We start from the raw sequence: 17,930 nt of genomic DNA, 5'->3' as shown, positions 1-17,930 counted from the left end.
CAGTGCTCAATGGCTGAAAATACTTTTGAACACCAACGCAACGCTGCTGAGAAAGCATTTACTAAATTGAACTCTGGTTCAAAAGCAGTGATCCTTGCTGCGGAAATGCAGTCAGGAAAATCAGGTATCGCTCTTGCCCTTGCCTGCCTTCAGAGACTATCTTTACCCGATGCATTATTGGCTAACCGGAAATACTTAAAAGATACTTTATATCTTATGACAATGGCAGATCTGGCACTTCAAGAGCAAGCAAAGCGTGACCTTGCACCCTGCAAAAATGTCGTTGTTAGTAACTTCACAAATATAGATAATGCGCTTAAATCGGATTTTAAGCGCCAACCACCTAAGCTCATCATCATCGATGAGTGTCACTATGGTTCTGGCATTGATAGTGTTCGCTATGAAAAGGTATTTAATTACCTGGAACAAGATAATGTAGACTGTAAAGTTGTATTTATTTCCGCAACTCCATTTAGCTCACTCTACTCAGCTAGCGAAGATTCCATTCTCCGTCACAGCTTCAATACGTCTTTGGTATTTCACAAAGCTAGCGATGAATATCATGGCATTCGACAAATGCATCGCGGTAACCAGCTGGTCAAACTTGATGATGATCAGCGCGATTTTTGTGAAGATTCACTGCTACAAAAGCGCTTTATACGCCAGTTTAAAGAACATCAGGGCGTAGGCTGGTCACTGATTAGGGTTCCATCAAGTCAAGCAAACACAGCCAAACAAGTACTGATTAATCAAGGTGTAGATGAGGAGCAAATCTTAATCATAGGTCAAAAGCTTGTTGGCGTTGACGATCACGAACTCTCATCTATCGATGACTTCAAACGAGCGTACGAAACAGCAGCAATGTTTGATGAAAAGATAATCGCTATAACTGTGGCTGGATTTCGCGCTGGTATTAACTTTGGCCAAGAAATGAAAAACACGCTAATAAACACATGGGATAGCTCTATTGCCAATATAGCCTCAGTGGTACAAGCCAACGTTGGCAGAGCATGTGGATACCACCAGAATACTCAGGCGAAACATTTTACAAACCTGGAAGCTGTTCGAGCGTATTCTGAACTACTTGATCATCTCGAGGCCAGCGATGAATTGAATGATTTCGATGGGTTACGGTATTCATTTGAAGATATTTGTGCGAAATATCAAGTCAGAGGCTTTGACCGAGGAATGTTTATCACCCCTTTTACTGAAACTGTAATCACCAAAAAACGTGATGATTCGGAAACATTCCTAACTCAAAGCTACCTAGTCATTCCTGGAAAATTGTCTGAGCCCGAAGCTAATTTCAGCGCCTATACCAACGATCCACAGCTGCTTGAGGCAATCAAATTAATTCGTGACGAATTCCTGAATGAAGGAGCGCCCTATCCTAAAGCTGGTCGTGCAATGAGAGGTGATGATAGGAACTGGATAAAAGCTCAGTGGGTAAATGGAGTCACCTATAATGACTTCTCGCCGAGCTGTGCGAAGAGCAGAGTGCTGGATTTTAATTCACGCCTGGAGCTGGGTGAAGATGTAGAATTCAACTTAATTGTTAATCCTGGTGGCGGAGAGACCACTGCTGACAAACTCATAGTTGCGTGTGTATTCAGTATTTATAATCTTTCTAAACAAAAAGATGCTTACAAACGTGCCATGGACCGAGAGGATATGCGGGAAATTAGTGAAGCCTTAGGTTGTGAATATGACGATACGATTATGGTGCTATATCAGCGCGGAAACTACTCTAGTGGAGTGACAGAACAAAAAAAAGTAACCACAAAACAGCTATCTCGCATCCGCAATTCCAGCGTGTTCAAATAGCTAAAAGCCGCCGTTATAAGCGGCTTTTAGAAAATATTCGATGAAACTTATTTTAAGTAATAAAATTCTAGTCCTTAGTAACTTTAATTACAGGTGTCAGGCATTCTTGCAAACTTAGGCCACCATGATTGTAGTAATCTCCCGCAGTAAATGCACTGATGCCTGGAGCCATGGCAAGTGACACTGAGGAATTCCAATACCACTCTACCTGAGGCAAATTCGTACTGGCATTATCCTTGAGAATAGCACATCTTGATAAGTACTTACGAACCAATGGTTTTTCAAGATCTGCTTTAGGTAATTGATCTGGAAGCCATAACCAACCATGATCCGTTACAATACGGATTTGCTTCCATCCTGCTTCAAACAAATAGCTAACCCTATCAGCTATTTCTTCAAGAACATCATCAATACCAAGAGGTAATTTTCTTTGCTGCTGATGTCCCAGGTTATCCAGGTCACCTGTTTGTAGCCACGCGAAGCCATTAGGCTCACCAGTATCCAATCCTTCCAGGTATTGCCACCCTTGTTGTGCCAATGTTTTTTTTAATTGATAGCTACTAAACTCACTACCCGTTGCCACTACTGAAGGCTTAAAATCCTGAGTGTCATAAGCACCGTTCAAAAGTGCAGCAACAGGAGTAACCGCAGCTTTCGCTGTATCAGTTAAAGATGGCAGAGCACTCCATTGTGTTTTGGTATCGATAATCAAATGACGCGCAGTAAGCTTACGCTCTAATACTTTAGCGCAATCAAAACGCAAACCATCTACAAAAAACACTACCATCCCTTTAACCTGGTAAGTAGCTGTCGCTTCCTTAATTTCAGTATTCCCGGGATATCCTTTTCTTTTAACCAACTGTTGGAAGTTGAGCGATACCTCGTTCAACCAAGGGGAATATATTATTTTTAATACATTTGCGACTAATTCCTGTTGGCCCGGTTCTTTTGCCAATGCCATGGCCTGCAACGCTGCAGCATCGACTTGCCAGAAGCACTCCTGATATAGCTCTGCCATCTCTTCCGGTGACTGATGATTGAACACTTGCTGGGTCAATTCAGCGACTTTTGCCAGCTGGGCCAAAATCTCGAGGTATTTAGATTCTCCTAATCGATACCAAAGCCAGCTTTCGCGCTCTTTATTCTGTTGATATAGTGAACAGATAGTTCCTCTAACTTTGTTTACATCAAGTTGAGGAAGGTCAGCAAGCGCATCGGCAAGGCTTTTTTCATCGCGAGTATTTTCAATAGGATAATGACTTAAATCAGCAGCTAAATCAGGGGTTACATCACGAAGGACAAGGATTAATCCTGATAGGTTATGTGCGGTATCTTCAAAACGCTGCCACACTTCTTGCCACGCCCCTTGGGCAGATAAAAGGGATGCGAGCATTTGAGAATAATTAGCATCTGTTGGTTCATAACCAAACTGACTTGAGCAAGTATTACTGAAAAGCGACCATTTATTGTCGTCCCACTGCCTACGCTTATCTTCGGGATTATTCAGCCACCCAAGTAGATCTTTAATAGGATCATTAAATACTAATGATTGAAAATCTTTAGCCTCTAACCGCTTTCCTTGTAGGTCTTCAATACGGGATTCTAAAAGATCCTTCAAGATTTGGGGGATAATTTCTAATGTGTTTTTATCTTTTGCTACGTCTAATTCAAGCCCAACGCGTGGGTTTGTCAGAAAAGAACTTATACTCCAGTCACGACCTGCTGTATTATAGGCCCACCAACATCCTCGATATTGCAATTCAGCTAAAGGTCGTAAATAGTCCGGACAATCTTCGATAGCGCGTAACGCTTTTCGCCCAATTTTAGGAAGATAGATAATTGGTGTGCGACCTTCAGGTAACATAACCTCTTCCAACACCCCAGCAATGGCACACTTTAACCAAATTGCCGGACCAATCCGCTGCTCTGGTTGATATTCACCAAGCTCGAGCAGCTCAGGAATGAATTGTTTAATCAAAGGCATAGCACTTTGCCATTGGCAAGCTTCATCTGTCCATAGAACCGCTGCTGGGGCCTCTTGCACCGCAGGATTAAAATTTGCACTACCTCGTAGCTGCTCTATCAATTTATCAATTACTTGCATTCGTTATCTCCCGACGACACCCGGTAAACTAAACAGAGTAATAGCCTTATCTACCATCGCGGCTGTTCTTTGTTCAATTTGCGCTATTGACCAATTATCAGCAACAACCAGCTCCTGATTAAGATACAAACCATTGTTGTAGCCTACAGGACGTTTATCCCGGGTCGTACGATCGCGTTTTTCCAAAAAACTCTTATTCCCTAAAGAACTGTTGTATCCCGAAATAGTCAAGTTACCAAGTTTATGCACATGGCTTTGACGATATTGCTCCGCCAACGTTTTATCGCCATCCGCTATCATATCTACCCAAGAATTAGGGATGTTTAATCCTTGTGGGAAAACATGCTCAATGGTCCACACATATTGCTTGCCTTCCACTGCCCATAGGTCTACTTGGTTCTCCTTGGTCATCATGCTTTCTTCAAGAGCACACAGGATAAAGCGGCAGACCCAGCTATTTTCTTCGTATAGACCGCCACTAAGCGCTTGGCGGAAATGCTCATCAGAGGTACTGACAGACCCTAGGGTATGAGCAATAGCACTGATAACCTGCTCACCGTGGCAGCTTTGCAGAATTTCAGTTAACTCCATAAATATGCGGTTTAAATCCCGAGTAGCAGGCACATCAGTAGTGTTCCTACGGACAAAGAAGTTGATCAGCAAAGTGACCACTTTTTCAATATGCTCAATGCTCAATGCTAAGTTCTGTCGTCTGGCAAACAACATTAGCAATAAGAGATAAGAAGGAGCTCCTTGAATTCTATCCAGACTTTTAAGTAGTTTTGTTAGTTTAGGTTCATCCGGAACTTCGCAATTCCCAACAATCTGCGCATACCAGTCAGAATGACTGCGCATAGCTTGTAGGAATTGATGCGGATCATGAGCAATCAATTTTTCGAAAATTTGAATAAGATTAGATTTCGTCGCTACTGGTACATTGACGATATCTTTTAACTCAGGCTTGAACGCATTGTAGTACTGACGGAAAAAACGCTCTTGTACCCCATAATCATCCCCCAGGGCTTCCATCACTTTGGTCCAGCTGATAAAAGACTTATCAATACTGCCTGGCTCAATCTGTTCAATCTTCGCCAGTAGCTTGTTTTTCATTAAATCAATCGCGGTAAGAGGTACACCGCGATTGTTAAGTGACTCAAACAGGGTGTAAGCATCTGAATGACTTGCCACCTCTATTTTTACCAGAGTAGATGCATTGACTTTATCAAGTAGCGCATTCAGTGCCTGCAATGGGGTTTCGCTCTCACTGACATACTGTTCAATACGCATTAAAAAATGTCGATAGGCACGAAATACCCGACGATTACCTGCATTGGAAACCCACTCAGCTTCTTTAAGAATGCCTGCCTCTTTCAACACTGCCAGGTAATCCTGCTGGTTGGCATTTTGCACCTGAGGTACTAATCGGGGCTGGTCCGCATTCTTTTTCAGCACCAATTTATGCTTCAGGTTATACAGCTCTATCTGTTGTTCCATCTCAAGTTCAATGCCTAACTGGTTGTAGCTTGCATAAATGGCAGCTAACAATAATGACAATGTGGTCATTCGCTGTTGGCCATCCACTAACTCTAACTGCTGCAGAGCCAGCGTATCTGTACTTTGATTGATACAGATAATCGACCCCAAATAGTAATTAAGGTCGTTTTCTAACAGATCCTCAAACAAGGCATCCCATTGCCATTTACCCCAGGTGTACTCCCGTTGGTAACGTGGGATGGCATATACCACCCCTGCTTCAATATCCAACAAGGTTGACACCGGATAGTTGAATACTGATTTAATCATCCGTGATTTTCCTTATTTTCATATTCGTCTCTGGCAGCTTGTTTATCTGCAAGACTGATATGGTGGTCATTGATACGCGCACCCTCTTTTTCACCATACTGCAGGCCCAGATAATACCAGGGGGCCGATTCAACGTCGTTGCCGCGATCTTTACCCCACTTAATATTGGGCTTAGTGCGTAAAACACCGGCCCCCTTCTTATCCACATCCGGTGCCTGCATAAACGGACGAATATTAAGGCGAACACCATCATTTAAGTCCGGGTTCCAGCCCATAGGCTGTTCGTGTAACGGTTTCCAGCGCACAAAAATGTCGAGACCACTCTTGCCGGTGATGGCATCTCCTTTAAGGATGGCTTCCAGCGAGTCTTTGAGGTTTTTAGCCGCCATCAAACGACTTTCTGCACCATCAATGCCTTCTTTGAAACCATGCTCCTGAGTACGGATCCAGTCCCCAAGATAGGTATAAATCAGGCGCTCTAAACCCTGATAATTGAGCTTATGGTAGTTGACCAGTACTGAGAATCCATCTTTAAGACCATCCCAGATTTGCCAGATAAACGGGCGGTGCTGGAAAAGTTTGCAATGTTGTTCAAAGAATTTATCCCGCAGCCAGGTTTCCAGGCTCTTACTACCAACGCTGGCAAGCAGATCACTGAGAACACTGGATGACCAGTCCTCTTCGTAGGCAGCCTGCAGCATGCCTTCCAGGCGAGAAGCGGCGGCTTTTTCCCCGCGAAGTGCTGGCAGGCAGACTATGCCATCATCATCCACGAGTTTAAGCAATTCATCAGATTTACCAAGCCAGTGAAGCATCTCATCAGCCAGCTCCATTTTGTCATCCAGCTCTGCTGGCCACCGGTAACCCAAAAGGCGAGCAACCGCAACTTGTAGTACTGTCTCGTCGGTTCGCTTATCAGCGATAGCAGTCCATTTTTTACATTCATCCCAAATTACTGTGCCGCAAGGATGTCCATGGAATATCCATTGTGTAGGATCGTTGGTGTAAGCTTTTGGTAATCCGTTAGGATATTTTTCATTAGCAAGCTCACACCAATAGTTTTTTTCAAATTCTAATTTCAAAAAACTGGCATTAGTTACCTTAAGCGCCTGGTCAACTTCTTTGACTTTATCGTAAAAATTATCATCTTCAACAAAACACCAAATCGCAGCCAATAAGTTTGAATCAGAATCATGTGGAACAATATTTGCTGAATTTTTGTCAAATATATCCCCATAGGTAATTGTTGGTGCAAACACTCCCATTTGAGCAATTCGAATGCCTTTTTCTCCAAGTATTTTTCGGCCATTCATGTATTTACTTGGAAAATTATGTGCCGTTGGGAATGATTGTAACTCACCTTGTCCTTTATCCCATTTCAAGATCTGCTCTCTTCCACCAAAAAATTTTTTGGTCGTTTCTCCCCCCATATAGGGAACCCATCCACAATCAATTTTCCTTCTCTCCCAAAAAAATTGAACAAAACGAGGGAGATCACCTGTTGTTAGCCCCTCAATACTACTAGCATAATTATATAAACTATTTTCACTTGTAATCGGTGAAAATGAAAACCTATAATCAACATTATTCAATTGAATGCGTTGCGTCGTTGACTCCATATTAATGTTTTTTAAAAATAAACATTTTTCAACTGGCGTTTTAGAAGCAGAAACATTCATACCTCTTAATAGCACCTCTTGAAGCGGAGTCCCTTTACTTATGGTTATCAGTTGGACATTAAAATCCCACATTGGTGTCTGAAATCCTTTCGAGCCTAAACGTGCAACAAGATTCCAAGTCTCTTCTTTTAACAATTTTTCACGAAGCTTCTTATAACCAGCCAAAAATAGCCAATTTTGGGGTAAGACGATTGTTGAAGTGCCGCCTATATGGTTGAAATTTATACAGCGCTCTAGGAACACCGTAGCCAAATCAGTCTTCGCTTCAGGGAAGTAATTCTCACAAAAATCTTTTAACGTCTCGCACTGCTTGCCACGAGCCAGATAAGGCACGTTAGTCGCTACTAGGTTATAGTTTTCAGATAAAAGCTTCGCTGCCATTGCCAAGCCCTGAGCGGTCACCTGCGCTGTTTTTGCTTCATCATCGGTTGCAGTTCGTGCTTCAAGAAGAACTTGCCAAGGCGCAGGTTTGCATTCATCTTTTCCTTCAAAATATGCCGCGTTGACGTCAATCAGGCTGCCCAGTACAGGGGCATCTTTGAAAGTGCGAGTAAACCATTTGAGCGCCTCACTAATATCTGGATTGTGTTTAGCCAGGGCCTGCCATTCCTGAGTGGCAGCACTGACATCCATCCCGGAGCAGGCAATATTCAGAGTTGGTAGACTACGATAGCCGCCAGCTCCCGGATAACGCCAGGCCTCCAACGCCAGAGCAAAGGCTGCAATCTCCACACAACGGCTGTCTAGTTCAAGGCCATAAAGGTTATCAGCAAGCACCTTATCTACAGCGCTTCTGGCATCAAGACCTTCAAGCTGCATACGCATTGGCACCAGCATCAGGAATAATGCAACCAGAAAATGCCCTGAACCACAGCACGGATCCAGCGCTTTCAGTGCACGAACTTCCTGTGGCCAGCCATCAAACCAGCCACCGGCGGCTTGCCACAACTCACCCTGCTCATTGCTGGTTTTAACAAAACGTAGATATTCCAGCGGCACACCCTCGATAGCGGCAGCCTGACGCAAGGTTTTCTCATCACTGACCGAGCGTAAATCCGCATCCGTCAGCTGTTTTTTCGCCCACCAAGCACCCAGGCTGTTATCTAAGAGGAAGTTCACCATATAAGGTTCGGTAAACAGCTGGGTGACGGGGCTTAACTCATCAGCACCAATCGGAATCCCCGCCGCATTCACCTCCTCTTTACGTTTGCTTTGCCAGAACTGATAACACCATCCCAGGCTGTCTTGGGCCTGAAATACTTCCCCTGGAAGAGTCAAAATTAAATCTTCTAATTCGCGGATATGGTCGACAGGGATCTGCAGCTCAAACACAGGAGAGTCAGTTCGAAATACTTGGGGTAACATTTTCTGAGCCAGCTTCCCAGCCAGTTCCCAGCCATCTTTGCAACCTTCTTCTTGGGCATATTCCTGACAGTCTGCCAGCGTTACAGCAAGATATTTATCCAGCATTAAGAGATTGTTTTGCTCCAGAAAACGGGCAAATAACATACGATGCCAGTGCTCATAACTGACTTCTGCTCGCAGGTGTTCAATACTCTGCTTACCATTAGATTGCAGCTTGTCACCCAACTGACGGGCATGGGCACGCAGGCGATTACGCAGCTTACGCTCATTATCGTTCAGATAAGCAGGCACTTCCGCTATTTCTACACCTAAACGAGTTAACGCCTCTGACGCTGCTTTTTCTATCAGTTCACGGGCCCTAACAACGGTTTTTTCCAGTTGATTTCTAAGTGTTTTATCCAGTGGCTGTCGCATGTAGAACTCTTAAATGAAGTTTAATTTCTAATTATGCATTTCGATTCAAATCAGGAGCCCTGACATGATTGTCAGGGCCCAAATGCGGTGAATAGTTATTTCAGAGATGCGGGGCGATTTTCTGCCAAAGCAGCCATAACGTCTTGTCGAACCTTTGCCAGCCAGATATCGAGCTCCGCCTCGGTCTCAATGACTGATCTTGGCAAATGGACGATTTGTGCCTTAGGCACCAACAGATCAACCGCATCCTGACGCATACGGCTAAAACGGCCTGCCAAGGCTGAGGTTTTATCGCTCCACTGCGCTAATGAAGTGTTTTCAATACATTCGAGTACTCTGTCATTACCGGACAAAGGTGACATTTCCAGGTTATCCAGATGGTGCTTTTTCAGCAATTGCTCCTGCTGCTCATTAGAAAGCTGGTTCCAAATTGCATCTTCCTGCACATCTTTTAAGCACTCGTTATATTCCGTTTGGAAATCTTCGTACTTTTTCAAAATGGCAACGCGAATTTTTTCTATTACCTGCTTCAGCAGCGGCTGTACGGGATCAGGATCGACCAGCAGGCTTCGATTTTGCTCAATCGCATGCACCTCTTTCATTAGCTCATCATAGCCAACTAAGTTTTGGCAAAATTTAAGCGCAGCCTTCAGTTCCCCCCAACGCGCCTGTCTGGCGGATACTTTTTCAGCAAGCCCTTTCCAACGCTCCACTTCATCGATGATGTTGCTATGTCGTTCATACGCAGCCATTAACTGTTCATTACCAGAAAGCCTTTCGACTTCGACAAGCAGCTCTGCTTTTGGCGGCAGCGGTAGTGGGGCATCTCCACCTGCTTTGCGCGCCAGTTGCTTGGCTGCATCTATCGCATCGCGTAATTTGGATTGTTCTTCACCGTTTGTGCAGTTCAAACCAATCGCATGAATCAAACTTTTGATGCCCGCCAGCTGTCGTGGCGACAGACTAACGGTCTCAGGACGGAAGTTAGTTTGAGATACCTTGCTGCGCTCCAAACTTTTCGCATCAACTGATTTTTCCTGAGAATCACTTGCTTTCAGCACACCGGCTGCCAACATGGCAAAGAGCCCGCCGTCAACGGTATCTTTCGGCCAGCCGAAAGGAGCTGACATAAATTTATCTCGTATCTCAGCCCCATTTTTTGCAACACCGATGTAGCGTTTAATGGCGACACAGACTGGATGCTTTTCCACTTCATCATTATGACCTACAGCTTCCAGCGCATTGGCATCAGCGAATTTACTTGCACGCTCAAATACCTTATCCCATCCTTTTTGATCTGCAGGCTTAAACTCAGTGTAGAGCCGTTCACATGCTTTCTTACCTGCGTTCTGGAACTGCTCAACTAGCGTGTCGCCAGATACTTCGCTCCCACCAGCCATTTGTACCTGGATACCATCAATAATTTCTTTGAGGATCAGTTTCTTGGTGCGCTCAGCTTCATACTTCCGGTGCTCCATTGCAGCGCGAGCGTCTTTACCCGCATCCGTAGAGGGTATCCCACTCACTTCCAGAGTTGTTTCCGCCGCTTTAAAATCGACAATTGCGCTCAGTAGCTCATTACGGCGAATGGATGGAACATGAATGAAAATAGTGGCGTCATCAGGGTTCGCACTACGCACTGCATCCTCGAAAGCTTTTTCTTTACATTCAAGTACATGAGCATAGAGATTTTTTTTAGCATCGGCAGGAAGATCCTGTTCGAAACACACGGTGATCTTACGGGGTTCGTTACTGACCCCTTGATTAACGCTACCAAACCCTAGGGCAGTGTTAACACGGTTTTTTATTTCGAGGCTGCGGAACGTTTCTAAACGCTGTGGGTTACCGCGTAGATCATTTTGTTGTTGTTTGAAAGTATCATGCCACTGCTGGCTTTCAAGCGTTTGCAACCTGTATTCAACACCTGCACTAGTATTCATTGGCAGTAAGTCGCCGTCATCAACCAGTTGTTGAATTAAATGTGGCAATTTTGCTCTCAGTTCATGCTTACCATCACTTAAATGTTCCAGAAGCAAATCAGCGAGGAAAGCTTCCGTTGAGGCAATACCGTGATTAATATCCGTTGGTAGTTTACTAATGAGTAGTATCAACGAAAGCACTCTACCCTGGAGGACTTCATCTTCGTCCCCAGCCTTGAAGCGAGCTATCTTTTCGTAGATCTCTTTGCCAATAACACCCGTTTGTAGCAGGTTGATTGCAATTTGTTCATAGATAAAATCGGCAGGGACAACTGAACCCAACGGTTTAAGCGCCGTAGATTTTGTGGCCTCATGCACTACACGTAACTGATTTCGAAGTTGGGATCCGGTTCCGGTTTTATCCAGCGCAGGAAGGACTCGCTCCCAGAAACGACGACGCACTGGCAGTAACGGATAGTCTGCAACCATCCATTTTTCATCGTCTTTATGAGCTTCAATAACAGAACCACTCATATGACGATTAATCTCACCGAGGTTATGATGTACCACGGATTCGATCTCAGCTCTGGCAGTTTCTTTCTTCTGGAGAATAACTTTCCGGATTACCGCATCGACATCAGTATCCTCAAGCTGAACAGAAATCTGGAAACGCCCCATAAGGCGTTGCAGGTTTTGCAACCCGGATAAGGCACTTTGCCCTGTGGCGACGAAAAGCAATTTCGACTTAAGTGCGCCAGCTTTACAGCATGTTTCAACGGTCTCTTGCACAAGATGAGCACGATCTGGATCATCAGCGATATACTGCTGAACCTCGTCAAGAACAACCAAAGTTAAGGGCATTTCGCCTTCATTTGACAATGCATCAACAATCGACTGAACCATTTCCGTATTTGATACATCATCAACAATTTTATATTGCGCACGCAGCATATCTCGTACTTCTTTAGCATCACTTCCAAGAGATGGTAAAGCATGTAACAGCGCATTCGCCATGACTGGTGAAACATGGAGATTGCGCAGTTCTTTCTTCCAAAGGTCTTCGCCTTCTTTACCTTTGGCATGCTGTTGGATGTAAGCTTTTACTTGCTCAAGCACCCCTTCAGATCTTAACCAAAGTTCAAATTGGGCAAGATGATATTGCTCAGACAACCCAGCTGATTTGAAAATGATCGCCAACAAGGCTAATCGAACTTTGTCTTCTGCTCCCGCCCCCAAAGTTCCTGACGCGGCATGAAGTCCTCCCAGTCGACTTCCCAATGTTGAAAGTTCGTCAAAATATTGTCGTACATCATCGGGTAACTCAACCAATGAGCGAGCATCTGCTCCGCTCTCCATTTTCTGATTCACCCAAAGGGTTCTGAGCATTTTAGCTAGATGCGATTTCCCAGAACCGAAAAAGCCTGAAATCCAAACTGCAGGTTGTTCACCAGAACTTTTAACGTTTCGTAAGTAGTTGCTAAGAATATCAGCCATGCCTTTGGCATAAGCCCCGCTACAGACAAACGTCCGCAGCTCATAATCTAATGTTTCAAGAGCCCCTTTGGAGAGATCATCTTTTACCTCAGCCACACCGTTGTTGGCCAATTTGCTTTCCAGAGGGTCAAGTTTATAAATTTCGCGGTTTAGCATTATTCTTTACCTAGTTAAGCTATGGTGATCGCAGTGGCTTGATATCCCCAGCCATCTTTGGCATCGAGCAGTTTGTAGTTATTCTCATGATATTCTCCGGGGAAAAATACCACCAAGCGTCCCTGTACTTGAGTCGTTAAAGATTTAACTAAAGCGGAGACTGATACAAAGCCGAACATGGTCCCACATCCCATAAGAGCCACTACAGATTCAGGTGTTTGGTGCGCATTAATCTGCTCATGGAGTTTCGACACAAGCTCTTCAGCAAAATAGTCATAGCTTCCTTCCAGATACTCTGGATCTTCGAAATAAGCCTCTTTGTAGTCCTGTCGGGCCATCCAGTAAGGGAACTCATTGGTCAAGTCCAACAACAGCCATGGGTGCTCGCTTTCGATGCATGCATGCTCAAATTCAGTCATGCGAGCACGAAGCTTAAGCTCATCCTCTTTGTCATATACGACAAAGATAGCTTTCTCTTCAGCTGAGATATTTTTACCCCATGGCACACTGATGTGACTGGAAAAACTTTTCAGTAATTTTGACAATCTGTCAGACATTACGTTATTCCTTAACTAGGAGATTCAGAGGTGCAAAAGACACTTCAACGACCTCACTGGCTTGTTTGAAATTAATCAGGCCGCGCAAAGTTGCTCTATATGCAAGCTCATACAAAGTTGTTTCATCAACTGGTAATAGTTTCATCCAAAAACTATCAAACAAACGTTTACCTGAAAGCCCCTGGAAGTGCCCAAGAAGTAGAGCAAAAACCACGTTCACATACGTTACTTTTGGGTCAGTACGTTGTTTTTTAACCTTACCCGAAAGATAACCTGATTGAGTCCAGGTGCCACTAATGTTTCGAGCAAATGACTGAAGTGATGCCTGACTAAATCGATCTGGATCGTCTTTTGCTAGGTGTTCTTCCATAACGCTTCTGGGTAAGATTTGCCCAGGCTTAAGTGCCGTAATGACTCCAACAGATTCTCGAAGTAGTGGATCTCTTGCAATAGCCAATTGCAGTGCGAGTAGAGGCTGAGCTTCTTCAGATAGCTCCCAAAGTTGACGAAAAAATTTGAACAAAGGTATGTGCGGAGACATCCCATAAAGACCAACCATGTGCCGATAAGTTAGTTTCCTGGCACTAGAACTGGGTTTATGGAGAATATTGTCATCCACAATGCTTACCCTATATTCTTCTTGTAAGGTGTTCTCAGGCCGTGCCTGGAGCAATATCTTCAATTCTTCGATCATCATGCAACGCGCTGCATGAGGTCCATTTTTTCCAAACTTGAATCCATACTGAGCTAACTGCTCATGGTTCATCAGGAGACCTCCTCGTATCCGAGTACCAAAAGCCATTTTTTATTAAAAACATAGCTTCCGTTCTGCTCTAGCACCCAATTATATTGTTCGCAGACATATAAAGCCATGTTCTGCAACTATCTTGGTTTAACTGAAAAAAAGATTACCAAAGTCAAATTGACTAGCTCAACTTTCACGCTTTTTATCCTGAAAATCTGCCCACAATCGCAGTAACAACGTTAGTGTGAACCAGCAAAAACATGCCTTTTCCTTCGGTCAGTTTACAAGCTTTTGCTTCAGGCTTGGCTGTACGAACATTGACATTCCTCATAGCAATGTTGAGTATCCTTTCAATTGTTCGATGAGGGTGCAAATGTTAACCCGTAGTTGCACCGGCATCACTAAGGTGTAGATTGACTTTGCAAGATTGAAAAAGCGAGGAAAGCCTTGCGGATACTGGATTTCAGGCACAAAAAAAGACGTCCGTTGACGTCTATTGATGTTCCGATGGTGCCGAAGGCCGGACTCGAACCGGCACGTATTTCTACGGTTGATTTTGAATCAACTGCGTCTACCGATTTCGCCACTTCGGCACTGAAGGGGATGCGGAAACGTTGTGGATTATACCTGTCGCGCGCCGCCTTGCAAGCGACGACGCGCGAAACCCGCGCTAAGTGCCCAAAAAACCAGCGCCCTTCGTCACTCCAGCTCAGACACCGCCAGCCGAATCACCCCCGCCGCCTTCTGCTCCGGCAGCGCCAGCACCTTCGCCCACATGTCCTGCACCATATCGCAGGAGAGCTTCTCCTTGCCCACCGCCTTCTCCGGCATCTGCAACAGCTGGATGTCCTCGCCGTACTTATCGGCTAGTTGTTTCATAATCGGCCGCACATCTTCGACTGCCGCCTCGCGTTCGGCCGGGGTCACGGTGTGGCGGTTTTTGCCGTAGGCCGCGCGCATCATGTCGGCGTCGGCCTGCATTCGCCGCGTCATCAGGTCTTTATCCAGCATGCGCATCGGATTCACGCCGCCCTTCACCATCGGGTAGAGGAAGCGGAAGCAGGCGTCGTCGCTCACCTTCTGGATGGCGGCAGTCTGCTCCATGTTGATGGTCATGTAGTTCACCACGTTGGCGTCCGGCGCGTTTTGCAGGCGCGACATCTGCAAATGCAGGATCTGCGGCTGGATGGTGTCGATAATCTGCTGCTCCGGCTCGCCCGCTTTTTGCAGGGCTGCCATCTGGTCGAGGATGCGCTCATGCAGCGCGGGCTCCTGCTCCTTAATCACCTGCCAGGCAGGCATCGCGTTAAGGGTGGTATCAATCTGCGCTTCCGGAGGGCGTTGCCTGTCAAAGAACACCCAGAACGCCACGGCGGCGGCCGCGACAATAACAACGACCGTACTGATCCACGTTTTTTTCATCTCGCATCCTTATCCTTGAGTTGTGCCGGTTTACACCGGCACGCCGCTGTGGAAGCGAAACTCGTGGTCCGGTGTCGAGATAAGTGTGGCTTCAATTTCGCCAAAAAGCTTTATGCGCGGTGAGATATCGTCGTCGCTCACCCGCCGGGCCAGCGTCAGGTAGTCCTGATAATGGCGCGCTTCCGAGCGCAGCAGCGAGAGATAGAACTTCTGTAAGTCATCGTCGAGGAACGGGGCCAGCGCGGCGAAGCGTTCGCAGGAACGGGCTTCGATGTAGGCGCCGCAGATGAGCTTGTCGATCAGCGTCAGCGGTTCGTGGGTGCGCACTTCCTTCAGCATCCCTTTGGCGTAGCGGCTGGCGGTGATTTTGACGTACGGAATGTCGCGGGCTAGCATCGCCTCGCGCACCTGCCAGAAGTGGTGCAGCTCCTCTTTAATCAGCAGCACCATGCTGTCGATGAGCGCCTGGCCCCACGGGTCGTCGGTTTTGGGCATCACGCTTTTGCCAATCTGCCTGTGCAGGGCAATGAAGTCCGGCTCCGGGCCGTCGCGGAAGGTGAACTGTTCATAGGGTTTGAGCCAGTCGAGCAGCGCGTCGGCACCGCTTTCGTCGGCGACGTATTTACGCACCAGCAGCAGCGCGGTCTGGGCGGCCTTGAGCTCGCACACCATGTGGTCGGTGAGCAGCAGCGGCAGGTTCGCCGGGTCGCGGGCTTTATCAATCCATGCTTGCGGGGTCGGGCACTGGAGGAAGTTGAGTACGGGGGCGAGTATCTGCGGGTAATCCATGGTTCTGCCTTGAAAAAGCGGTGGCGCACGCCACCGCCTGAAACGCTTAGTGACGCACGCCGTCGTCGTCTTCGTCGACGTAGTCTTCGTCGTCGCCTTCTTCGCCGTCTTCACCGTTCGGATCTTCGAAGTAGGTTCCCCAGCCGTCGTATTCCACTTCAAACTTCTCGGCCAGGTTCATCAGCTGTTCCACCTGCGCGTCGATCAGCTCCGCCTTCAGCGCGCCTTCGCTCAGGATGTCGCAGCAGATGACGGTGTCGCCCTCTTCCACTTCCAGCTCTTCCGGCTCGGTCACTTCGTAACCCAGCTTGAAGGCTTCCACGGCCATTTTTTCCAGCGCTTCAAAGTCGTCCGCAGAGAAATGGTGTTCGATGGTGTACAGCGCGTCCGGATCGCTACCGTCTTCCAGCAGCTCTTCAATAATCAGACGCGTCTCTTCGCGTTGCTCTTCCAGGTGTTCCGGGTTTGCCATGGCTCAATCCTCTTTAAAGTGCGGCAGATACTTCTATTTTCACACACGGACGGGTTTGCCTCCACCTTTGTTGGAAAGATTTGTGAAACGGGGTTGCAAATGAATAATTACACATATAAAGTGAATTTTAATTCAATAAGTGGCGTTCGCCATGCGAGGATAAAATGTCTGATCTGTACAAGAAACACTTTCTGAAATTGCTCGACTTTACCCCTGCACAGTTCACTTCTCTGCTGACCCTTGCCGCACAGCTCAAAGCCGATAAAAAAAAGGGCAAGGAAGTACAAAAGCTTACTGACAAAAACATCGCGCTCATCTTCGAAAAAGACTCGACCCGTACACGTTGCTCTTTCGAAGTTGCCGCATTTGACCAGGGCGCGCGCGTTACCTATTTAGGGCCGAGCGGCAGCCAGATTGGGCATAAAGAGTCAATTAAGGACACCGCACGCGTGCTCGGGCGGATGTACGACGGCATTCAGTACCGCGGCCACGGCCAGGAAGTCGTCGAGACGCTGGCGCAGTATGCTGGCGTGCCGGTGTGGAACGGGCTGACCAACGAGTTCCACCCGACGCAGCTGCTGGCGGATCTGCTGACCATGCAGGAGCACCTGCCGGGCAAGGCGTTTAACGAGATGACGCTGGTCTACGCGGGCGACGCGCGCAACAACATGGGCAACTCGATGCTGGAAGCGGCGGCGCTGACCGGGCTGGATCTACGCCTGGTGGCCCCGAAGGCCTGTTGGCCGGAAGAGAGCCTGGTGGCAGAGTGCAGCGCGCTGGCGGAAAAGCACGGCGGGAAAATCACCCTGACGGAAGACGTGGCGGCGGGCGTGAAGGGCGCGGACTTTATCTATACCGACGTGTGGGTGTCGATGGGCGAAGCCAAAGAGAAGTGGGCGGAGCGTATCGCGCTGCTGCGCGGGTATCAGGTGAACGCGCAGATGATGGCGCTGACCGGCAACCCGAACGTGAAGTTCCTGCACTGTCTGCCGGCGTTCCATGACGACCAGACCACGCTCGGCAAGCAGATGGCGAAAGAGTTCGATCTGCACGGCGGGATGGAAGTGACGGACGAGGTGTTTGAGTCGCCGGCGAGCATCGTGTTCGACCAGGCGGAAAATCGGATGCATACGATTAAGGCGGTGATGGTGGCGACGCTTGGGGGTTGAGTCCTCTGCGCGTTGGTG

12 protein-coding genes and 1 tRNA gene are annotated in these 17,930 nt (G+C 46.9%); 3 read left to right on the top strand and 10 right to left on the bottom strand.

All coding sequences use genetic code 11. The features are described 5' to 3' along the window. Positions 1-9 precede the first annotated feature (9 nt). A complete protein-coding gene (locus tag LOC22_RS13500) occupies positions 10-1,824 on the top strand; it encodes a DEAD/DEAH box helicase family protein (protein ID WP_230238967.1) in 1,815 nt (604 codons plus the stop codon). A gap of 67 nt (positions 1,825-1,891) precedes the next feature. Here LOC22_RS13500 and pglZ read toward each other — a convergent pair whose 3' ends face one another. The 10 genes from pglZ to rraB form a co-directional block, all read right to left on the bottom strand. Then, entirely contained in the window at positions 1,892-3,928 is a 2,037-nt protein-coding gene (gene pglZ, locus LOC22_RS13495) for a BREX-1 system phosphatase PglZ type B (RefSeq protein ID WP_230238966.1), read from the bottom strand. 3 nt (positions 3,929-3,931) lie between these two features. Next, entirely contained in the window at positions 3,932-5,731 is a 1,800-nt protein-coding gene (locus tag LOC22_RS13490) for a DUF262 domain-containing protein (protein ID WP_230238965.1), read from the bottom strand. Further along, positions 5,728-9,189, bottom strand: a complete 3,462-nt coding sequence (locus LOC22_RS13485; RefSeq protein WP_230238964.1) for an Eco57I restriction-modification methylase domain-containing protein — start codon at positions 9,187-9,189, stop codon at positions 5,728-5,730. The genes LOC22_RS13490 and LOC22_RS13485 overlap by 4 nt, the downstream gene beginning before the upstream one ends. A 95-nt stretch (positions 9,190-9,284) precedes the next feature. Beyond that, the gene (gene brxC / locus LOC22_RS13480; RefSeq protein WP_230238963.1) at positions 9,285-12,758 is read right to left on the bottom strand and encodes a BREX system P-loop protein BrxC; all 3,474 of its coding nucleotides are present in this window, start codon (positions 12,756-12,758) and stop codon (positions 9,285-9,287) included. Between the two features lie 14 nt (positions 12,759-12,772). Next, positions 12,773-13,315: a BREX protein BrxB domain-containing protein gene (locus LOC22_RS13475; protein WP_126349336.1), complete on the bottom strand. Its 543-nt coding sequence runs from the start codon at positions 13,313-13,315 to the stop codon at positions 12,773-12,775. Positions 13,316-13,319: 4 nt separating this feature from the next. Further along, the gene (locus tag LOC22_RS13470; RefSeq protein WP_230238962.1) at positions 13,320-14,081 is read right to left on the bottom strand and encodes a hypothetical protein; all 762 of its coding nucleotides are present in this window, start codon (positions 14,079-14,081) and stop codon (positions 13,320-13,322) included. Positions 14,082-14,568: 487 nt separating this feature from the next. Beyond that, positions 14,569-14,653, bottom strand: a tRNA-Leu gene (locus LOC22_RS13465). Between the two features lie 106 nt (positions 14,654-14,759). Next, positions 14,760-15,482 carry a topoisomerase II gene (locus LOC22_RS13460; RefSeq protein WP_230238961.1) on the bottom strand — a complete coding sequence of 241 codons (723 nt, stop codon included), beginning with the start codon at positions 15,480-15,482 and terminating at the stop codon, positions 14,760-14,762. 30 nt (positions 15,483-15,512) lie between these two features. Continuing rightward, the gene (gene miaE, locus LOC22_RS13455; protein ID WP_230238960.1) at positions 15,513-16,271 is read right to left on the bottom strand and encodes a tRNA isopentenyl-2-thiomethyl-A-37 hydroxylase MiaE; all 759 of its coding nucleotides are present in this window, start codon (positions 16,269-16,271) and stop codon (positions 15,513-15,515) included. Between the two features lie 46 nt (positions 16,272-16,317). Continuing rightward, positions 16,318-16,743: a ribonuclease E inhibitor RraB gene (gene rraB / locus LOC22_RS13450; RefSeq protein ID WP_015572533.1), complete on the bottom strand. Its 426-nt coding sequence runs from the start codon at positions 16,741-16,743 to the stop codon at positions 16,318-16,320. 99 nt (positions 16,744-16,842) lie between these two features. Here rraB and argL point away from each other — a divergent pair, with 99 nt between their 5' ends. Further along, positions 16,843-16,938, top strand: coding sequence for a putative translational regulatory protein ArgL (argL, locus tag LOC22_RS13445; RefSeq protein ID WP_213083700.1), 96 nt, complete (start codon positions 16,843-16,845; stop codon positions 16,936-16,938). After that, positions 16,908-17,912, top strand: coding sequence for an ornithine carbamoyltransferase (argF, locus tag LOC22_RS13440; protein WP_230238959.1), 1,005 nt, complete (start codon positions 16,908-16,910; stop codon positions 17,910-17,912). The genes argL and argF overlap by 31 nt, the downstream gene beginning before the upstream one ends. Positions 17,913-17,930 lie beyond the last annotated feature (18 nt).

It is taken from the genome of Enterobacter sp. AN-K1, assembly GCF_020971765.1.
In the GTDB taxonomy this organism is placed as follows: Bacteria; Pseudomonadota; Gammaproteobacteria; order Enterobacterales; family Enterobacteriaceae; genus Enterobacter; species Enterobacter hormaechei_C.
This window is presented reverse-complemented; position numbering and strand designations above follow the sequence as displayed.